We start from the raw sequence: 15739 nt of genomic DNA, 5'->3' as shown, positions 1-15739 counted from the left end.
GTCCCAACCATGGAGAGGAAGGGAACATGCGCATCGGTCTCGTCGCCCCGCCGGGAATCCCGGTCCCGCCAGAAGCCTACGGCGGGATCGAGGCGGTCGTCGATCGACTCGCCCGCGGTCTCGACGCCGCGGGACACCACGTCGTGCTCGCCGCCGCTCCGGACAGCACGGTCCCCGTTACCACCGTCCCGGGCACCGACGACGGCACCGGAGCGGCGCCGGAGAACGGCGATCTGAACAGCGAGCTGCGCCACGTCCTCACGGCGTATGCAGCCATGGAGGACGTCGACCTGATCCACGACCACACCGTCGCCGGTCCGCTCTGCCACCCGCCGACCGGAGGTGCCCCCATCGTGACGACCGCGCACGGGCCGTTCGACGGCGAGATGCTCCCGCTCTACCGCGCCATGGAGGGCGTCCCGGTGATCGCGATCTCCCACGACCAGGCCAGCAGGTCCGACGGCGTGCCGATCCGTGCTGTCATCCATCACGGCATCGACGTCGCCCAGGTGCCGGTGGGCCGGGGGGACGGGGGTTACGCGTGCTTCCTGGGCCGGATGACCCCGGACAAGGGTCCCCGCGAGGCGGCGCAGATCGCTCGCGCGGCCGGCATCCCGCTGCGCATGGCAGCGAAGATGCGCGAGCCCGCCGAGAAGGAGTACTTCAAGGCAGAGGTCGAGCCCCTTCTCGGGTCCGGCGTGGAGTATGTCGGAGAGGCCGGCTGGGACGACAAGATCGCACTCCTCGGAGGCGCTGTCGCGCTGCTGAACCCGCTCGGCTGGTCCGAGCCGTTCGGGCTCGTGATGATCGAGGCGCTCGCGACCGGCACGCCGGTGGTCGCCACCCCCTGCGGCTCGGTCCCGGAGATCGTCGAGGACGGCGTGACCGGGTACGTCGACGCCGACCACGAGGCGCTGGCCCGTGCGCTCGTCGCCGCCGCCGACCTCGACCGTGGAGCCTGCCGCAGCGCCGCCGAGCGTCGCTTCGACACCGCGCGGATGGTCGAGGACCACCTCCGGGTGTACGAGTCGGTCCTGGCGGAGAAGGAGGGAGCAGACCCGGAAGGCGGAGCGTCCGTGACCACATCGACGGGAGCGAGGTGACATCGATGAACGCCTGGGCATCCGGGAACGAACCTGCCGGTGGCGTGGACGGCTCTGTCACACTGCTCGAGGGCTCGTCGTTCTGCATCTCCAGCGTCACCGGGGACCTCGGCGGACCCGGCCCGACGGGACTGTTCTTCCGGGACATGCGGATCCTCTCGCGGTGGGAGCTCACGATCGACGGCGAGCGGCCGCAGCCCCTGGCGGCGCTGACGCCCGAGCCCTACCGGGGGCGGTTCGTCGCACGCCTCCCGCGTCGGGGGCGCACCGACACCAATGTCCTGGTCCACCGCGAGCGCCATGTCGCCAACGGCATCCGCGAGACCGTCACGATCCAGAACCCCGCGCCGGAGACCGTCGCGTGCACCGTGGTGATCGAGGCGGCCGCCGACTTCGCGGACCTCTTCGACGTGAAGGACGGCCGCGTCGACGGCGGCGGTGAGCACCGCTCCGAGGCCGGCGACGCCCGGCTCGTCCTCGTCCACCGAGGCGCCGGTGCCGACCGCGCCGCCGTGGTGGACGCTCCCGGCGCCTCAGTCACGTCCAGGACGTCGGCAGCAGGCGGCGCGGGGACCCTGACGTACGAGGCCGTCGTCCCCGCCCGGGGCGAGTGGACGGCGTCGCTCCTGGTGCATCCCGTCGTCGAGGGCGAGGACGTGGAGACGTCGTTCCCGTTCGATCGAGCGGTGAGCGAGTCGTTGCCGGCGGTCCGGCTCCAGCGCTGGCAGTCGACCACCCCCATCGCCACGACGGGTCACGTCGGCCTGCAGCGGGTGCTGCATCGCAGCCAGGAGGACCTCGGCGCGCTGCGGATCTTCGAACGGGGCGAGCCGTCCGAGGCCGCTGTCGCCGCCGGAGCGCCGTGGTTCATGGCCCTCTTCGGTCGTGACTCGCTGCTGACCGCGTACATGGCGCTGCCGGTCGACCGCAGCCTGGCGCTCGGGACCCTGCGGAAGCTGGCCCGGCACCAGGGCCGTCGGACGGTCCCGGTGACGGAGGAGGAGCCCGGGAAGATCTTGCACGAGGTCCGGCTCGGCACCGAGGCGAGTCTCGCGCTCGGCGGCGGCAGCACGTACTACGGCACCGTCGACGCGACACCGCTCTTCGTGGTGGTCCTCGGCGAGGTGGCGCGCTGGGGCGCCAGCCCGGAGGAGGTGCAGGCGCTGCTGCCCGCGGCCGACCGGGCGCTGGAGTGGATCGACCGGCACGGCGACCGCGACGGCGACGGGTTCGTCGAGTACGAGCGGGCGACGGACCGAGGACTCCGGAACCAGGGCTGGAAGGACTCGTGGGACGGCGTGACGTTCGCCGACGGACGGCCGGCCGAACCGGCGATCGCGCTGTGCGAGGTGCAGGGCTACGCCTACCAGGCGTTCGTCAGCCGTGCGCACCTCGCTGCCGACGCAGGAGACCCAGAGACCGCCGAACGGTGGCGGGAGCGCGCCGCGACGCTCAAGCGGGCGTTCAACGAGCGCTTCTGGCTGCCGGAGCGGGGCTGGTTCGCTCTGGCCCTGGACCGGGACAAGGAACCGGTCGACGCGTGCGCGTCCAACATGGGCCACTGCCTGTGGAGCGGCATCGTCGACGACGAGCTCGCCCCGGCCGTCGCGGAGCACCTCATGTCGCCGGAGATGTTCACCGGGTGGGGCGTGCGGACGCTGAGCAGCGCGATGGGTGCGTACGACCCGGTGAGCTACCACAACGGGTCGGTCTGGCCGCACGACAACGCGCTCGTCGCCGCCGGCCTCATGCGCTACGGCTTCGTCGACGAGGCCACGCGCCTGGCCGAGGGAATGCTGACCGCGGCCGAGCGCTTCGGCGGCCGGCTGCCGGAGCTGTTCTGCGGGTTCGACCGCGACGAGTACGAGGACCCGGTGCCGTACCCGACGTCCTGCTCCCCTCAGGCATGGGCCGCGGCGGCACCGGTGCAGATCGTCCGGAGCCTGCTCCGCTTCGACCCGTGGCTCCCCCGGGGCGAGCTGTGGGTCGACCCGGTGCTGCCCGCGGCCTACCGGCCGCTGCGCGTCCAGGGGGTCGGGCTCGGCGACGCCCGTACGACCCTCACCATCGACGGCGACGAGAGCTGCGCGCTCGACGGCCTCCCCGCCGGGGTGGACGTGCACCGGGAACCGTGGCCCGCGGCGGCCCCCTGACGCGTCACCCCTGCTTCTCCTCGCTGCGGTCCCCCGCCCAGAGCGTGTGGAAGGTGCCGGGCTTGTCGACCCGTCGGTAGGTGTGGGCACCGAAGTCGTCGCGCAGGCCCTGGATCAGCGCCGCCGGGAGCCGCTCGGCGCGCAGCGCGTCGAAGTATGCGAGCGACGAGGCGAACGCGGGTGCCGGGATGCCGGTGCGGGCCGCGATCGCGACGACGCGCCGCCAGGACTCGAGGCCCGCCTGGACCGCCTCGACGAAGTAGGGCGCGACCAGGAGCGTGGGCAGGTCGGGGTCGGCGTCGTACGCCTCCCGGATGCGGTCGAGGAAGCGGGCGCGGATGATGCAGCCGCCGCGCCAGATCGTCGCCATCGCGCCGGGGTCGACGCCCCACTCGTACTCCTTGCTGCCGGCCTGGATCTCGTCGAACCCCTGCGCGTAGGCGACGACCTTCGACGCGTACAGCGCGCGCCGGACGTCCTCCACGAACGCGTCGGCGTCGTCGGGTCGCCAGGCCGTGTCGGCGTGCGCGTCGGGGTAGGCCGCGCGGGCCGGCTCACGCTGCTCGGCGTGGCCCGACACCGAGCGCGCGAAGGTCGCCTCGGCGATCCCCGTCACCGGCACCCCGAGGTCGAGCGCGGTCTGGACCGTCCAGCGCCCGGTGCCCTTCTGCTCCGCCTGGTCGAGCACGACGTCGACGAAGGCCTGCCCGGTCTCGGCGTCGGTGTGCCCGAGCACGTCCGCGGTGATCTCGATGAGGTACGACTCGAGGTCGCCGGCGTTCCAGTCCGCGAAGATCTCGGCGATGCGCGCCGGCTCCGCGCCGAGACCGTGGCGCAGCAGGTCGTACGCCTCCGCGATCAGCTGCATGTCGGCGTACTCGATGCCGTTGTGGACCATCTTGACGAAGTGTCCGGCGCCGTCCGGCCCGACGTGGGTGCAGCACGGCGTGCCGTCGACCTGGGCGGCGATCGCCTCGAACATCGGGCCGAGCGTCTCGTACGACTCCGCGGACCCACCCGGCATGATGCTCGGACCGAGGAGCGCGCCCTCCTCGCCACCGGACACGCCCGCGCCGACGAAGTGCAGGCCCTTCTCGCGCAGCGCGGCCTCGCGGCGCCGCGTGTCGGCGAAGTGGGCGTTGCCGCAGTCGATGACGATGTCGCCCTCGTCGAGGATCGCGGCCAGCTCCTCGATCACGGCGTCCGTCGGCTCGCCCGCCTTGACCATGACGATGATCGGACGGGGCCGCTCGATCGACTGCACGAAGTCCTGCATCGACTCCGACGGCACGAAGGTGCCCTCGTCGCCGTGCTCCTCGACCAGGCTCTGGGTCCGGGAGTACGTGCGGTTGTGCAGGGCGACGGGATAACCGTGGCGCGCGAGGTTGCGCGCGAGGTTGCGGCCCATCACGGCCAGTCCGGTGACTCCGATGCGGGCCTGCGTCATGTGTCCTCCTCGTCGTGCGTCCGGTCCTCCCAGCCGAGGTTGGCCACGGTCACCGCGACCGGCGGGAGCGCCGCGGCGACCACGCCGAGGACGATGCCGGCAGGGACGGAGACCTGGCTCCCCACGATCCAGGAGGTCGCCGCGAGCACCAGGCATGCCCCCATGAGCAGCAGGTACCGGCGCTTGCGGCCTTCCACCACCCGAGCCTATGCCCGGGTGCCGTCGGCGCGCAGAGAGTGACGGGGGCGGGCTACGGTGCCGAGGTGGCAGCGCATTCAGGCCCCGTCGTCCCGGGACAGCGGCACCCTGTCTACGTGTGCCAACGGCACCCTGTCTATGTGTGCCAGCGGCACAACGCACGCGCCCTCCACTTCGACCTCCGCCTCGAGATCGACGGTGTCCTCGTCTCCTGGGCGGTCCCCAAAGGCCCGTCGCCCGACCCCGCGCAGAAACGGCTCGCCGTGCGGACTGACGACCACGACCTCGCCCACGCCTCGTACGAGGGTGCCTACGGGCGCGGGGGCGGGAAGGTCGGCAGCGTCGTCGTGTGGGACCGCGGGACGTTCGAACGGCGCCCGCCGCGGCCCGGCGAGCCCCACGACACCGGGGCCGCACTCGCCGCCGGGCACCTCGTCGTCGACCTCCACGGCGACAAGCTGGAAGGGCCGTACGCGCTGACCCGCACCGGCCCGGCTGGCCCGAAGGAGCAGTGGATCCTCGTGAAGATGCGCGGACGCGGCTCTCACACGGGTGCCGAACCGGCCGAGGAGGACCTCGCGTCCGTCCTGAGCGGACTCACGAACGACGACCTGGAGCGCGCGTGGCGCGGGTGAGCACCCGTACCAGCCCCGGGTGCGCGGCCCGGTCGCCCGTCGGACGATGAGGCGATGGCGAGCTACGAGGTGAACCCGGCCGGCGTCGCGAAGGCGCGCGCCCTGATCGACGCGAAGCAGTACGTCCTCGACAGCGACTGGGGCGAGGTGCAGCCGAAGGCCGCGGACGAGAACGCGTACCGGGAGAAGCATCCGTGGGAGGACTACGCGGAGTGGTTCCTCGGGCTCACGGTCGGGGCGTCGGACGAGACGAAGGGCCGCTACGCGTTCGTCTACGGCGACTTCCGGCGGCTGCACCGCAGCGGTCTCATCGCCTGCGTGTACCGCGCCAGCGAGTGGAGGCACAAGGACGTGGAGCTCGCAGCCCACGACCTGCTGCAGCGGCTCGACGCAACCACCGGGCTGAAGCCGAGCCGCTAGACCTGCTGGCGCCGCGCGATCGCCGCCGCCTCCGTGCGCGTCGACGCGCCGAGCTTGGCGAGGATGTTGGAGACGTGCACCGACACCGTCTTGGTGCTGATGAACAGCAGCGAGGCGATCTCACCGTTGGTCCGGCCCTCGACGAGGTGGTCGAGCACCTCGCGCTCGCGCGCGGTCAGCGGCTTCTCCCCCGCGACGACGGCGTCGGGAGCGGCCGGCGCGGAGGCGCGCGTCGTCGCGCCGGCGAGCTGCTCGAGCTCGTTCATGAGGGGCTCGGCCCGCAGCGTCGTCGCCTTCTCGTACGCGGCGCTGGCCACCTGCTTGGCGCCGGCGACGTCGCCGGCGGCGTGCAGCACCGCGGCAAGGCGCGCAGCGGAGCGGGCCTCCTCGTAGACGTGCCCGAGCTCGGCGAAGATCTCGGTCGTCTCGCGCCACGCGGCGAGCATCGGGTCGAGCCCGACGTCCTCGCCGGCACTCCACCGGAGCCGGAGGATCTCCGCGTCGAGGCGCAGGCTCCAGGCGCGCCCCTCCGGACCGAACGGGCCGCGCTCCACGATGGCCCGGTCGCCCGCGTGCCGCAGCTGCTGGGCGCTCTCCACCCACTCGTGACGCTCCGCGGTGGACGCGTGCGGCGCCGCGTCGGCGTACCGCCCGACGAGCAGCCCGCCCATGCGCAGCCGCGCGGGGATGAACTCGCCCGCCCAGTCCGAGGCCAGGGTGCTCACGAGGTCGTCGTGCCACGTCTCGGCCGAGGCCACGTCGGGCGCCAGGTCGATCGCCGCCGTGCCGCTGTGGATCGCGAGCGCGATGTCCTTCTTCCAGAAGTGGTCGCGCAGCCGCCCCGCGGTCGCGAGCGCGGCCGTCTCGCCGCGGCCGGCCGACACGAGCAGCCCCACGGCCTCGAGGCACGCCGCGTGAACCTTGGGCGGGCGCAGCGCCGCGACGTCGCCCAGCTCGACGACGAGGTCCCACCGTCCCCGGAGGTAGGCGGTGACGGAGGCGAAGAACCGGCCGTCGAAGCCGTACGGGGCCCACTGGCGGCCGGCCTTCGCCGCGGCGCGCATGGTCGAGAGGAACTCGCGCTCGGCGACGTCGAGCTCACCCCGGTCGTGGTGGTGGAACGCCAGGTGGTGACGGGCCCGCAGCTCGGAGACGATGTTGCCGGTGGCGTGTGCGGACTCCGCCACCTCGCGGAAGCGCCGCTCGTCGCCCTCCGGGTCGTCGCCGATCCGGGCGCGGACGCGCGCCTTGGTCGCACGGGCGTCGGCCACGACGCGGCTGAGGCCGAGCCGCTGACCGAGCGTGATCGCCTGGGTCGCCCAGCGGATCGCCTCCTCGTTGTCGCGCTCGTTGGCGGCGACGATGGCCGCGAGCGCCTCCAGCGAGGCACGGAGCGCGGTCGGCTGCTCGGGCACCAGCGCGAACGCGCGCTCGACCGCCTGGGCCGGCTCGACCTGGCGATCGGCCATCAGCGCGGCGGTGCCGTAGGCCACGAGCAGTCTCCCGTGGTCGGCGTCGGACAAGTCCTGAGCGGTCCGGTCGAGGTAGTCGTCGACCACCCCGAACGCGCGGCGCACGTAGCCGGACGCCGTCAGCGCCTCGCTCGTGGCGATCACCAGGTCGATGAGGTCGGTGCCGTCTGGCGCCGCCGAGGCGACGCTCAGCGCGCGCTCGTAGTGCTGCGCGGCCTCCTCGTGGCCGGTGACGCGGGTCGCCTGCTCGGCGGCGCGGACGCTCGCCGTGAAGGCGGTCTCAGCCATGCCGGCCTCGAAGGCGTGCCGCGCGACGTCGGCGGGGTCGCCGCGACCGGTCAGGGCCTCGACGTACGCGGCGTGGATCCGTCGCCGCTCGGCAGGCAGGAGGTCGTCGCGGACGACCTCCGCGAGCAGGGCGTGGCGGAACGCGTAGCCGTCGTGGCGGGTCCGGCTCAGGATGCGGTGGTCCAGCGCGGCGCGGACGCCGTCCTCGATCGTCGCCGCAGGGAGGTCGACGACGGCGGACAGCAGCTCGTCGCTGACCTCGCCGCCGGCGCACGCGATCGCCCGCACCACGTGGCGACCGGCGTCGTCGAGGCGGTCGAGCCGCACGAGCAGGAGGTCGGCGAGCGTCGGAGGAAGGGGACCGTTCTTGTCGTCGACGTCGAGCAGCTCCTCGACGATGAACGCGTTGCCCTCGGCCCGGCGGACGATCGCGGCCACGCCGGTGGCGCCGATCGCGCCGGCGGAGCGCGCCCGCACGAGCGTGCGGACCTCCTCGTCGTCCAGCGGGCCCAGGTCGAGACGCTGGACGCCGGGCAGCCGGCTCCACTCCGCCACGTCGGCGCGCAGCGGGTGACGGCGGTGGAGGTCGTCGCTGCGGTAGGAGACGATGATCCGCACGGCGCCGTCGTAGCGCTGCGACAGCACGTAGCGGATGAGGTGACGCGTCGAGGCGTCGGCCCAGTGGGCGTCCTCGACCACCAGCAGCACCGGCTGGCTGGCCGCCAGGAGCTCGAGCGCGGCGACGACGGACGAGAACAGCTCCCCGCGGTCGACGCCGGCACCGTCGGCGGCGCCCCACATCAGCGGGCCGAGGGGAGGCATCGCGTCGGACAGCGCCTTGCAGGTCGGGTCGTCGAGCGCGGCGAGCACCTCGGCGAACGGCTGGAACGGGATGCCGCTGTCGCCGAGGTCGAGGCAGTGGCCGGCGAGCACGCGGTGCCCCGCGGCAGCGGCGCGGGTCGCCAGCTCGCGCAGGAGGCGCGTCTTGCCGATGCCGGCGTCGCCGCTGAGGAGGACACCCCCGCGGGCCTCCGGGTCGGCGACGCCGGCTGCGGTCAGCAGCCGCTCGAGCTCCGCCTCGCGTCCGACGAGGGGCTCGGTCGTTCTCCAGTCGGCGGGCATGGATCCATGATCCCGCACCGCACCGACAGGACTCGAACGGTTTCCGGGCCGCGCGTCGGCGGACCGCGGGGGCCCGGGCGCGTGGCCGAGCGGCGTCACGTCGTCGGGTGCTCGGAACGGGACCGGTTGCGGCGACGGCGCGGACGGACCGTACGACGCCGCTCGGACCCGTGCGCGTGCTCGAGCCGACGGTTGATCTCGGTGCTCACGAAGTACTCCGGCAGAAGGATCATGACAACGATGCTCGTCCTCTGAGGTAGGCCGACCCATCGGACGACCTCCCTATTCGGCGTGCCGGGCTACCTCAGATCCGTCGACGGCCTCATTACCTCATCGCAGCCTCTTGCCATTTGTTGTTGCGTACGCAATATTCGGTTACGGGTATGACGTACGTCACATTCGAGTGGAGGACTCATGGACGCGACACGTCGAAGCGAAGACGCATCACCCCGACCGACCCGACCATCCACCCGCCGCGCCGCCCTGGTCGCCGGCGCCGCCGCAGCCCTCGTCGCCGGTCTCGTCGGCGTGGGCGCCGGCTCCGCACCGGCCACCACGGCGACGGGCACGACCGCCGGCAGACACCAGGGCACGCTCCCGTACCTGAACCCGAGACTGTCCACCGAGAAGCGCGTGAAGGACCTGCTCTCCCGCATGACGCTGGCCGAGAAGATCGGCCAGATGACCCAGGCCGAGCGGGCCAACGCGACGCCTGCGGACGTCACCGAGCTCAAGCTCGGCAGCATCCTGTCCGGAGGCGGCTCTGTGCCCGCCGACAACACGCCCGAGGGATGGGCGGACATGGTCGACGGCTTCCAGGACGGCGCGCTCGCGACCCGTCTGAAGATCCCCGTCCTCTACGGCGTCGACTCGGTGCACGGGCACGGCAACCTGTACGGCGCGACCGTCTTCCCGCACAACATCGGTCTCGGCGCCACCCGCGACCCGAGGCTCGTCGAGAAGGTCGCGCACATCACGGCCGAGGAGACGCGCGCGACCGGACCGCAGTGGAGCTTCGCTCCCTGCCTGTGCGTCGCGCGCGACGACCGCTGGGGACGCACCTACGAGAGCTTCGGCGAGTCGCCGCGGCTCGTGTCGGAGATGGCCGTGGCCGTCCGCGGCTTCCAGGGCCGGCGCGGCCAGCTCGACCACGCCGACCGCGTCCTCGCCACGCCGAAGCACTACGCGGGCGACGGGCTCACCACGTTCGGCACCGCCGCCGGCGACTACACGATCGACCAGGGCATCACGATCGTGAGCCGGCAGGAGTTCGCGCGGCTGGCGCTCGCGCCGTACTGGCCGGCGATCCAGAAGTACGGCGCGGGCTCGGTCATGCCGTCGTTCTCCTCGGTCGACTGGACCGAGGACGGGGTCGGCAACCCGGTCAAGATGACCGCGCACACCGAGCTGCTCACCGGCGTCCTGAAGGGGCGGATGGGCTTCGACGGGCTCGTGGTCAGCGACTGGGAGGCCATCCACCAGCTCCCCGGCGACTGGAACACGCAGGTCCGCACGGCGATCAACGCCGGCATCGACATGGCGATGGAGCCGGCTCAGTTCCGCCAGTTCATCACCGCCCTCACCGAGGAGGTCGAGGCCGGGCGCGTGCCGATGGCGCGCATCGACGACGCGGTCAGCCGGATCCTCACCCAGAAGTTCGAGCTGGGGCTGTTCGAGGAGCCGTACACCGACCGCCGCCACATCGACGAGATCGGCAGCGCGCAGCACCGCAAGGTCGCCCGCAAGGCGGTCGCCGAGTCGCAGGTGCTGCTCAAGAACAGCGGGCGGGTTCTTCCGCTGTCCAAGAAGGCACCGCTGTACGTCGCCGGCAGCAACGCCGACAACATCGGCAACCAGGCCGGCGGCTGGACGCTGACCTGGCAGGGAGGCTCGTACCACCAGTTCCCGGGCACGACGATCCTCGAGGGCATCGAGGACGCCTCGCGCGGCGACGTGACGGTGAGCGAGACCGCATCGGCACCGGTGCCGAGCGACGCGACGGGTGTCGTGGTCGTCGGCGAGACGCCGTACGCCGAGGGCTTCGGCGACGTCGGCGGCCCGCGCTGGGCGTACGACCCGGGCGACAACGGCGTCCCGCGACCGGTGAAGGACATGAAGCTGTCCGCCGCCGACCAGCAGGCCGTCGACACGGTGTGCACCCAGGCCGCGGAGTGCGTCGTGATCGTGGTCTCCGGGCGCCCGCTCGAGATCGCGCCTGCCCTGCTGGCGAAGATCGACGGCCTCGTGGCCGCCTGGCTCCCGGGCAGCGAGGGCGCCGGCGTGGCCGACGTCCTGTTCGGCAAGCAGCGGTTCACCGGGAAGCTTCCCGTGAGCTGGCCGCGGACCGTCGACCAGGAGCCGATCAACATCGGGGACGCGGACTACGACCCGCTGTTCCCGTACGGGTTCGGGCTCCGGACCCGGTAGAGACCGGGGTCCGTCGCCGGTGCCCCCGACGCCGGCGACGGACCCCGTACGACCGCGGCGTACCTCGCGTCAGGACCTGCCCGACGCGAGGTACGCGGCGCGCTCGGACTTGTCGAGCTTCTCGGTGGCGGCCCGCAGCATCGCGCGCGGCATCGTCGCCGCGTACGCGTCGAGGAACGCCAGCAGGGCCGGGCGGTCGACGTCGCCGGCGTACCGCAGCATCCAGCCCGCACCCTTGTGGACCAGGTCCTCGGGGTCGTCGAGCAGCATCTCGCTGATCGCGAAGGTGTCGGCCACCTCCCCGCGCCGCAGGAACGCCGCGGTCGCGACCACCGCCGTACGCCGCTCCGGCCACGCCGACGACTCCGCGAGCGTGTACAGCGGGTCGCGAGGTCGCTCGACCAACCAGCTCCCGACGGCCTGGTAGGCCACGAGGTCGACCAGGTCCCAGGTGTCGATCCGGTCGTGGCGGCGCAGGCAGAGGGCGTACAGCTCCTCGTGGCGCGGCTCGGTCACCCGCTTGTGCGTCGCGGCCTTGCCCATGATCGAGCAGGCACCGACGCGTGCCTCGCGCACGTCGTGGTCGAGCAGCGTCTCGAGCTCGTCGACCGGCATCGCGAGGAACTCCTTCGCGAGCCCGAAGACGTCGCCCATCCGCACCCCGACGAAGCTGTCGTCGCCGGGGAAGAACCGCTCGTACTTCAGCCGCTGCCCGTCGGTGGCCAGCGGGAGGAGCCGCGCCAGGAACGCGTCGGCGGTGGGGTCGTCCACCTCCCGTCCGCTCAGGTCCGGGGTTGGTCGCCCGTGGAGGTGGTCCAGGCGAGCTCCTCGTCGACCTCGACGTGGTTGCCGCTGGGCGTCGTCGAGTAGGTGCCGACGATGTCGTCCTCGTCGGTCGTCGAGCCCGGCGTGACCTTGTCGGCCACCTTGTGGGCGGCGTCGGCCACCTTGTCCTTCACCACGGGGGCCTGCTCCTTGAGGGTCTCGCCAGCCTTGGCGACTCCGCTCTGGACGGGCTGGCTGCCCATCAGCCTCTTGGTCTGGGCCACGATCTGGTCGTAGCGCTCCCGACCCGCCCTGGCCCCGAGCACGTACCCGGCACCGGCGGCGATGAGGAGGGAGATCTTGCGCATGAGAGGGTCCTCTCGGTCGCTGATCAGGAACCTCGACGCTAGCGCGCCTGACCGCGATCAGCCACCCTCCTCCGGCGGGACCTCCGCTCCCTCCGCCTCGTCGCGCTCGGCCCACTCCAGCAGCGGCGCGATCGAGAACACTGCCTCGTCGATCCCTTCGTGCAGGTCACCGAGGGCGGCGAATCGCGCAGGGACGGTCGAGATCGTCATGTCGGCCGGCTCGACGTCGTCCACCTCGTCCCAGCGGATCGGCGCCGAGACCCGCGCGTCGGGGACCCCGCGCACGGAGTAGGCCGCGGCGATGGTGTGGTCGCGGGTGTTCTGGTTGTAGTCGACGAAGAGCTTGGCCGGGTCGCGGTCCTTGCGCCACCAGGTCGTCGTCACGTCGTCGGGGACGCGGCGCTCGACCTCGCGAGCGAAGGCGAGGGCGGCACGACGGACGTCGGCGAACCCGTGGTCGGGCGCGATCCTGACGTAGACGTGCATCCCCGCGCCGCCCGACGTCTTGGGCCAGCCGACCGCGCCGAGCTCGTCGAGGATCTCGTGGGCCACGTGCGCGACCCGTCGGACCGTGGCGAAGTCGCAGTCGGGCCCAGGGTCGAGGTCGATGCGCCACTCGTCGGGCTTCTCGGTGTCGGCGCGACGGGAGTTCCAGGGGTGGAACTCGACCGTCGACATCTGGACCGCCCAGATCACGCTCGCGAGCTCGGTGACGCAGAGCTCGTAGGCGTGTCGGCCGTAGCGCGGGAACTCCACCCGCACGGTCTCCAGCCACGGCGGCGCCCCGGCCGGGACGCGCTTCTGGTGGACCTTCTTCTCCGCGACGCCCTTGGGGAAGCGGTGCAGCATGCACGGCCGCTCGCGCAGGGCGCGGACGATGCCGTCGCCGACCGCCAGGTAGTAGTGGACGAGGTCGAGCTTGGTCTCGCCGCGCTCGGGGAAGTAGACGCGGTCGGGGTTCGAGATGCGGACGTCGCGGTTGCCCACCTCGATCTCGACCGCCTCGCCCATGCGGCGATCCTTGCAGCGACGCGGGAACGTGGCAACGGCTGCCGCTCCCGCGACGCGTTCGGTCAGCGGCGCAGGCCCCGCCGGCGGCGCAGGCGCGGGCTGCGGACGTACTGGGCCCGACGGTCGTCGCCGAGGGCCGGGATCCGCTCGATGCGGTGCTTCATCTCGGTGGGGACGGACTGCTCGGGATCGATGTACATCAGGGTCTCCTTCGTTCGTTCCTGATGCCTCGACTCTCGTCGTCTGAGGTAGCACCTCACATCGGGCGGGCACCCTAGTTCTGACGCGCCAGGGCCCTTAGATCGGGCGGATCAGGCCCTGAGGTCGTGCGCCGGCACCCTAAGGCCGTGCGGTGCGGACGAAGGATCCGGGCGTCGTCCCGAGCACCCGGCGGAAATGCCGGGTGAGGTGCGCCTGGTCGTGGAAGCCGGCGCGGACCGCGGCGTCGGCCACCGTCTCTCCGTCCAGGATCAGCCGCCGAGCCAGGTCGACGCGACGGCTGGTGAGGTAGCGGTGCGGCGCGATGCCGTACGCCCGCGAGAACGACCGCACGAGGTGGCTCGGGTGGGCGCCCAGGACGCGTGAGGCGTCCTCGAGCGTGACGCCGTCGGCGACCGCGGCGTCGAGGAGGTCGCGCAGGCGCCGGGCGAGCGGTGCATCGGCCGCAGCGGACGGAGCAGGGCCGTGGAGATGCTCCCGCAGCAGGTCGTGGAGGCGGGCGAGCTCCGACTCCGCCGCGAACGCGTCCCCGCCGGCCAGGGCTCCGTGCACGTGCCGGACGCCCTCGGCGACCTCGGGCCGGACCACCGTCGGGTGGTCGACGCTGTGACCGATCGCGTCGAGCGGGAGCCACGCCTCGTCCAGGTAGAGCACCCGCTTGCGGAACGACGAGCCGGGGCGGGCCGACCTCCCGTCGTGCGGGACGTGCGGCGGCAGGAGCGTCACCGTGGCCGGCTCGGCGGTGTGCGGGTGGCGGTCGAGGTCGTACGCGACCGCGCCGGAGTCGATCAGGAGCACCGCCCAGTCGCCGTGGGTGTGGCTCGGGTAGGCGTGCTCGGTGAACTCGGCGTGCAGCACCTCGCGCAGGTGCGGCACGTCGGGTCGCCACGCGCGGACCCGGTCGGCCATGCAAAGAACGTACAAGACCGGGCCAGGACCGGCGGCCGAGGATCGAGCCATGACCACCGTGCTGGAACCGACCGTCCGCTTCGACACCAAGATCGCGATCGTCCTGCGCGACGACCTCCTCCCCTGGCAGGAGCTCAACGTCACGGCGTTCCTCGTCAGCGGCATCGCGACCCGCGAGGACGGGCTCGTCGGCGATCCGTACGAGGACGGGGACGGGCAGCAGTACCTCCCGATGATGCGCCAGCCGATGCTGGTGTTCACCGCCGACGCGGCCGTGCTGCGCTCGGCCCACGCCGCGGCGCTGCGGCGTGGGATGCCGATGTCGATCTACACCCGCGACCTGTTCGCGACCGGCCACGACGAGGCCAACCGCGCCGCTGTGCGCGCCGTGGGGACCGACGAGCTGGACCTGGTCGGGATCGCGGTCCACGGCCCGCGCAACGCCGTCGACAAGACCGTGAAGGGGGCGCGGCTGCACGCGTGAGCGCCGGTCAGCCCTCCGGCCTCGTGGCGCGGACGACGTAGTTCTTCGGCATCCCGCTCGCGGTGTGCTTCCAACGCAGGTCCATCCGCGCGAACACCCCCGACAGCACGAACGCCGCCCCACGCGTCACCGCGAGGACCGGGCCGAGCAGCATGCGACGCCGCAGCCCGAGCGAGCGGCCGCGCGGCAGCTGGCGGTGCATCTGCTCGAGCTGGAAGGCGACCGTGCCGAAGTAGCCCTCGAGCCACGTCACCTTCACCTCCGCGAACCCCGCCTCGGTGAACAGCCGCCGCAGCGCGAACTGGGTGTAGCGGAAGTAGTCGTACGGCTGCTGGTGCTCGGGGTAGAACAGCGGCGCCGAGAGCAGGATCCGCCCTCCGGGGGCGAGGACGCGGTGCATCTCGGCCAGGGCGCCAGCGGGGTCGTCGAGGTGCTCGAGGACCTGGTTGCACAGGACCCGGTCGAAGCGCCCGTCCTCGACCGGGATGTCGGTGAGGCTGCAGACGTAGTCGAGCGGCGTGTAGCGGGTGGCGAGCTGCGCGAAGTCCGCGGCCTCGTACCGCGCGTGACGGAACAGCCGCCTGTACGGCCCGTGCCCGGCGCCCGCGTCGAGCACCAGCGCGCCGGCCGGCGTCCCCCGCGCGAAGGAACGGTTGACGCGCAGCAGCCGGACGCGCGAGGTGTTGAGGAGCCAGGGCTGCCTGCGCCGCTTCGCCAT

Annotated in this window: 16 protein-coding genes; 6 read left to right on the top strand and 10 right to left on the bottom strand. The window is 72.6% G+C overall.

Annotated elements, in window-relative coordinates:
- The first annotated feature begins 26 nt into the window (after positions 1 to 26).
- Positions 27 to 1103, top strand: coding sequence for a glycosyltransferase family 4 protein (locus tag ACQSSQ_RS05545; RefSeq protein WP_431326038.1), 1077 nt, complete (start codon positions 27 to 29; stop codon positions 1101 to 1103).
- A 5-nt stretch (positions 1104 to 1108) separates the two neighbouring features.
- Complete coding sequence (locus ACQSSQ_RS05540; protein ID WP_431326037.1) at positions 1109 to 3256, top strand: amylo-alpha-1,6-glucosidase; 2148 nt, start codon at positions 1109 to 1111, stop codon at positions 3254 to 3256.
- A gap of 4 nt (positions 3257 to 3260) precedes the next feature.
- Here ACQSSQ_RS05540 and gndA read toward each other — a convergent pair whose 3' ends face one another.
- Both gndA and ACQSSQ_RS05530 read right to left on the bottom strand, forming a co-directional pair.
- Complete coding sequence (gene gndA / locus ACQSSQ_RS05535) at positions 3261 to 4703, bottom strand: NADP-dependent phosphogluconate dehydrogenase (protein ID WP_431326036.1); 1443 nt, start codon at positions 4701 to 4703, stop codon at positions 3261 to 3263.
- On the bottom strand, positions 4700 to 4900 hold the full coding sequence (locus ACQSSQ_RS05530) for a DUF3099 domain-containing protein (protein ID WP_431326035.1): 201 nt from the start codon (positions 4898 to 4900) through the stop codon (positions 4700 to 4702). The genes gndA and ACQSSQ_RS05530 overlap by 4 nt, the downstream gene beginning before the upstream one ends.
- A gap of 141 nt (positions 4901 to 5041) precedes the next feature.
- On the opposite strand from ACQSSQ_RS05530, the gene ACQSSQ_RS05525 reads away from it, so the two are divergent.
- Entirely contained in the window at positions 5042 to 5536 is a 495-nt protein-coding gene (locus ACQSSQ_RS05525) for a DNA polymerase ligase N-terminal domain-containing protein (protein WP_431326034.1), read from the top strand.
- A gap of 54 nt (positions 5537 to 5590) precedes the next feature.
- Positions 5591 to 5956, top strand: a complete 366-nt coding sequence (locus ACQSSQ_RS05520; RefSeq protein ID WP_431326033.1) for a hypothetical protein — start codon at positions 5591 to 5593, stop codon at positions 5954 to 5956.
- On the opposite strand, the gene ACQSSQ_RS05515 is transcribed toward ACQSSQ_RS05520, so the two are convergent.
- Together ACQSSQ_RS05515 and ACQSSQ_RS05510 are read right to left on the bottom strand one after the other, a co-directional pair.
- On the bottom strand, positions 5953 to 8838 hold the full coding sequence (locus ACQSSQ_RS05515; protein WP_431326032.1) for a helix-turn-helix transcriptional regulator: 2886 nt from the start codon (positions 8836 to 8838) through the stop codon (positions 5953 to 5955). The two genes, ACQSSQ_RS05520 and ACQSSQ_RS05515, sit on opposite strands and share 4 nt — an antisense overlap.
- Before the next feature lie 95 nt (positions 8839 to 8933).
- Positions 8934 to 9071, bottom strand: coding sequence for a hypothetical protein (locus ACQSSQ_RS05510; RefSeq protein WP_431326031.1), 138 nt, complete (start codon positions 9069 to 9071; stop codon positions 8934 to 8936).
- Between the two features lie 181 nt (positions 9072 to 9252).
- Between ACQSSQ_RS05510 and ACQSSQ_RS05505 the strand changes: the two genes are divergently transcribed.
- Entirely contained in the window at positions 9253 to 11265 is a 2013-nt protein-coding gene (locus tag ACQSSQ_RS05505; protein WP_431326030.1) for a glycoside hydrolase family 3 protein, read from the top strand.
- Positions 11266 to 11334: 69 nt separating this feature from the next.
- Here the strand turns inward: ACQSSQ_RS05505 and ACQSSQ_RS05500 are convergent, their stop codons facing one another.
- The 5 genes from ACQSSQ_RS05500 to ACQSSQ_RS05480 all read right to left on the bottom strand — a co-directional run bounded on the left by ACQSSQ_RS05500 (position 11335) and on the right by ACQSSQ_RS05480 (position 14537).
- The gene (locus ACQSSQ_RS05500; RefSeq protein ID WP_431326029.1) at positions 11335 to 12036 is read right to left on the bottom strand and encodes a DNA alkylation repair protein; all 702 of its coding nucleotides are present in this window, start codon (positions 12034 to 12036) and stop codon (positions 11335 to 11337) included.
- 11 nt (positions 12037 to 12047) lie between these two features.
- Complete coding sequence (locus ACQSSQ_RS05495) at positions 12048 to 12398, bottom strand: hypothetical protein (RefSeq protein ID WP_431326028.1); 351 nt, start codon at positions 12396 to 12398, stop codon at positions 12048 to 12050.
- A 57-nt stretch (positions 12399 to 12455) separates the two neighbouring features.
- Positions 12456 to 13409: a non-homologous end-joining DNA ligase gene (gene ligD, locus ACQSSQ_RS05490; RefSeq protein ID WP_431326027.1), complete on the bottom strand. Its 954-nt coding sequence runs from the start codon at positions 13407 to 13409 to the stop codon at positions 12456 to 12458.
- A 62-nt stretch (positions 13410 to 13471) separates the two neighbouring features.
- Positions 13472 to 13609, bottom strand: a complete 138-nt coding sequence (locus tag ACQSSQ_RS05485) for a hypothetical protein (RefSeq protein WP_431326026.1) — start codon at positions 13607 to 13609, stop codon at positions 13472 to 13474.
- Positions 13610 to 13748: 139 nt separating this feature from the next.
- Positions 13749 to 14537, bottom strand: coding sequence for a helix-turn-helix transcriptional regulator (locus ACQSSQ_RS05480; protein WP_431326025.1), 789 nt, complete (start codon positions 14535 to 14537; stop codon positions 13749 to 13751).
- 49 nt (positions 14538 to 14586) lie between these two features.
- Here ACQSSQ_RS05480 and ACQSSQ_RS05475 point away from each other — a divergent pair, with 49 nt between their 5' ends.
- Positions 14587 to 15021: a DUF2000 family protein gene (locus ACQSSQ_RS05475; RefSeq protein ID WP_431326024.1), complete on the top strand. Its 435-nt coding sequence runs from the start codon at positions 14587 to 14589 to the stop codon at positions 15019 to 15021.
- Positions 15022 to 15028: 7 nt separating this feature from the next.
- Here the strand turns inward: ACQSSQ_RS05475 and ACQSSQ_RS05470 are convergent, their stop codons facing one another.
- A complete protein-coding gene (locus ACQSSQ_RS05470; RefSeq protein WP_431326023.1) occupies positions 15029 to 15739 on the bottom strand; it encodes a class I SAM-dependent methyltransferase in 711 nt (236 codons plus the stop codon).

The sequence above is a fragment of the Mumia spirodelae genome (assembly GCF_050632745.1).
In the GTDB taxonomy this organism is placed as follows: domain Bacteria; phylum Actinomycetota; class Actinomycetes; order Propionibacteriales; family Nocardioidaceae; genus Mumia.
The sequence above is the reverse complement of the archived record's forward strand: the minus strand, read 5'-3'. Positions and strand labels throughout refer to the sequence as shown.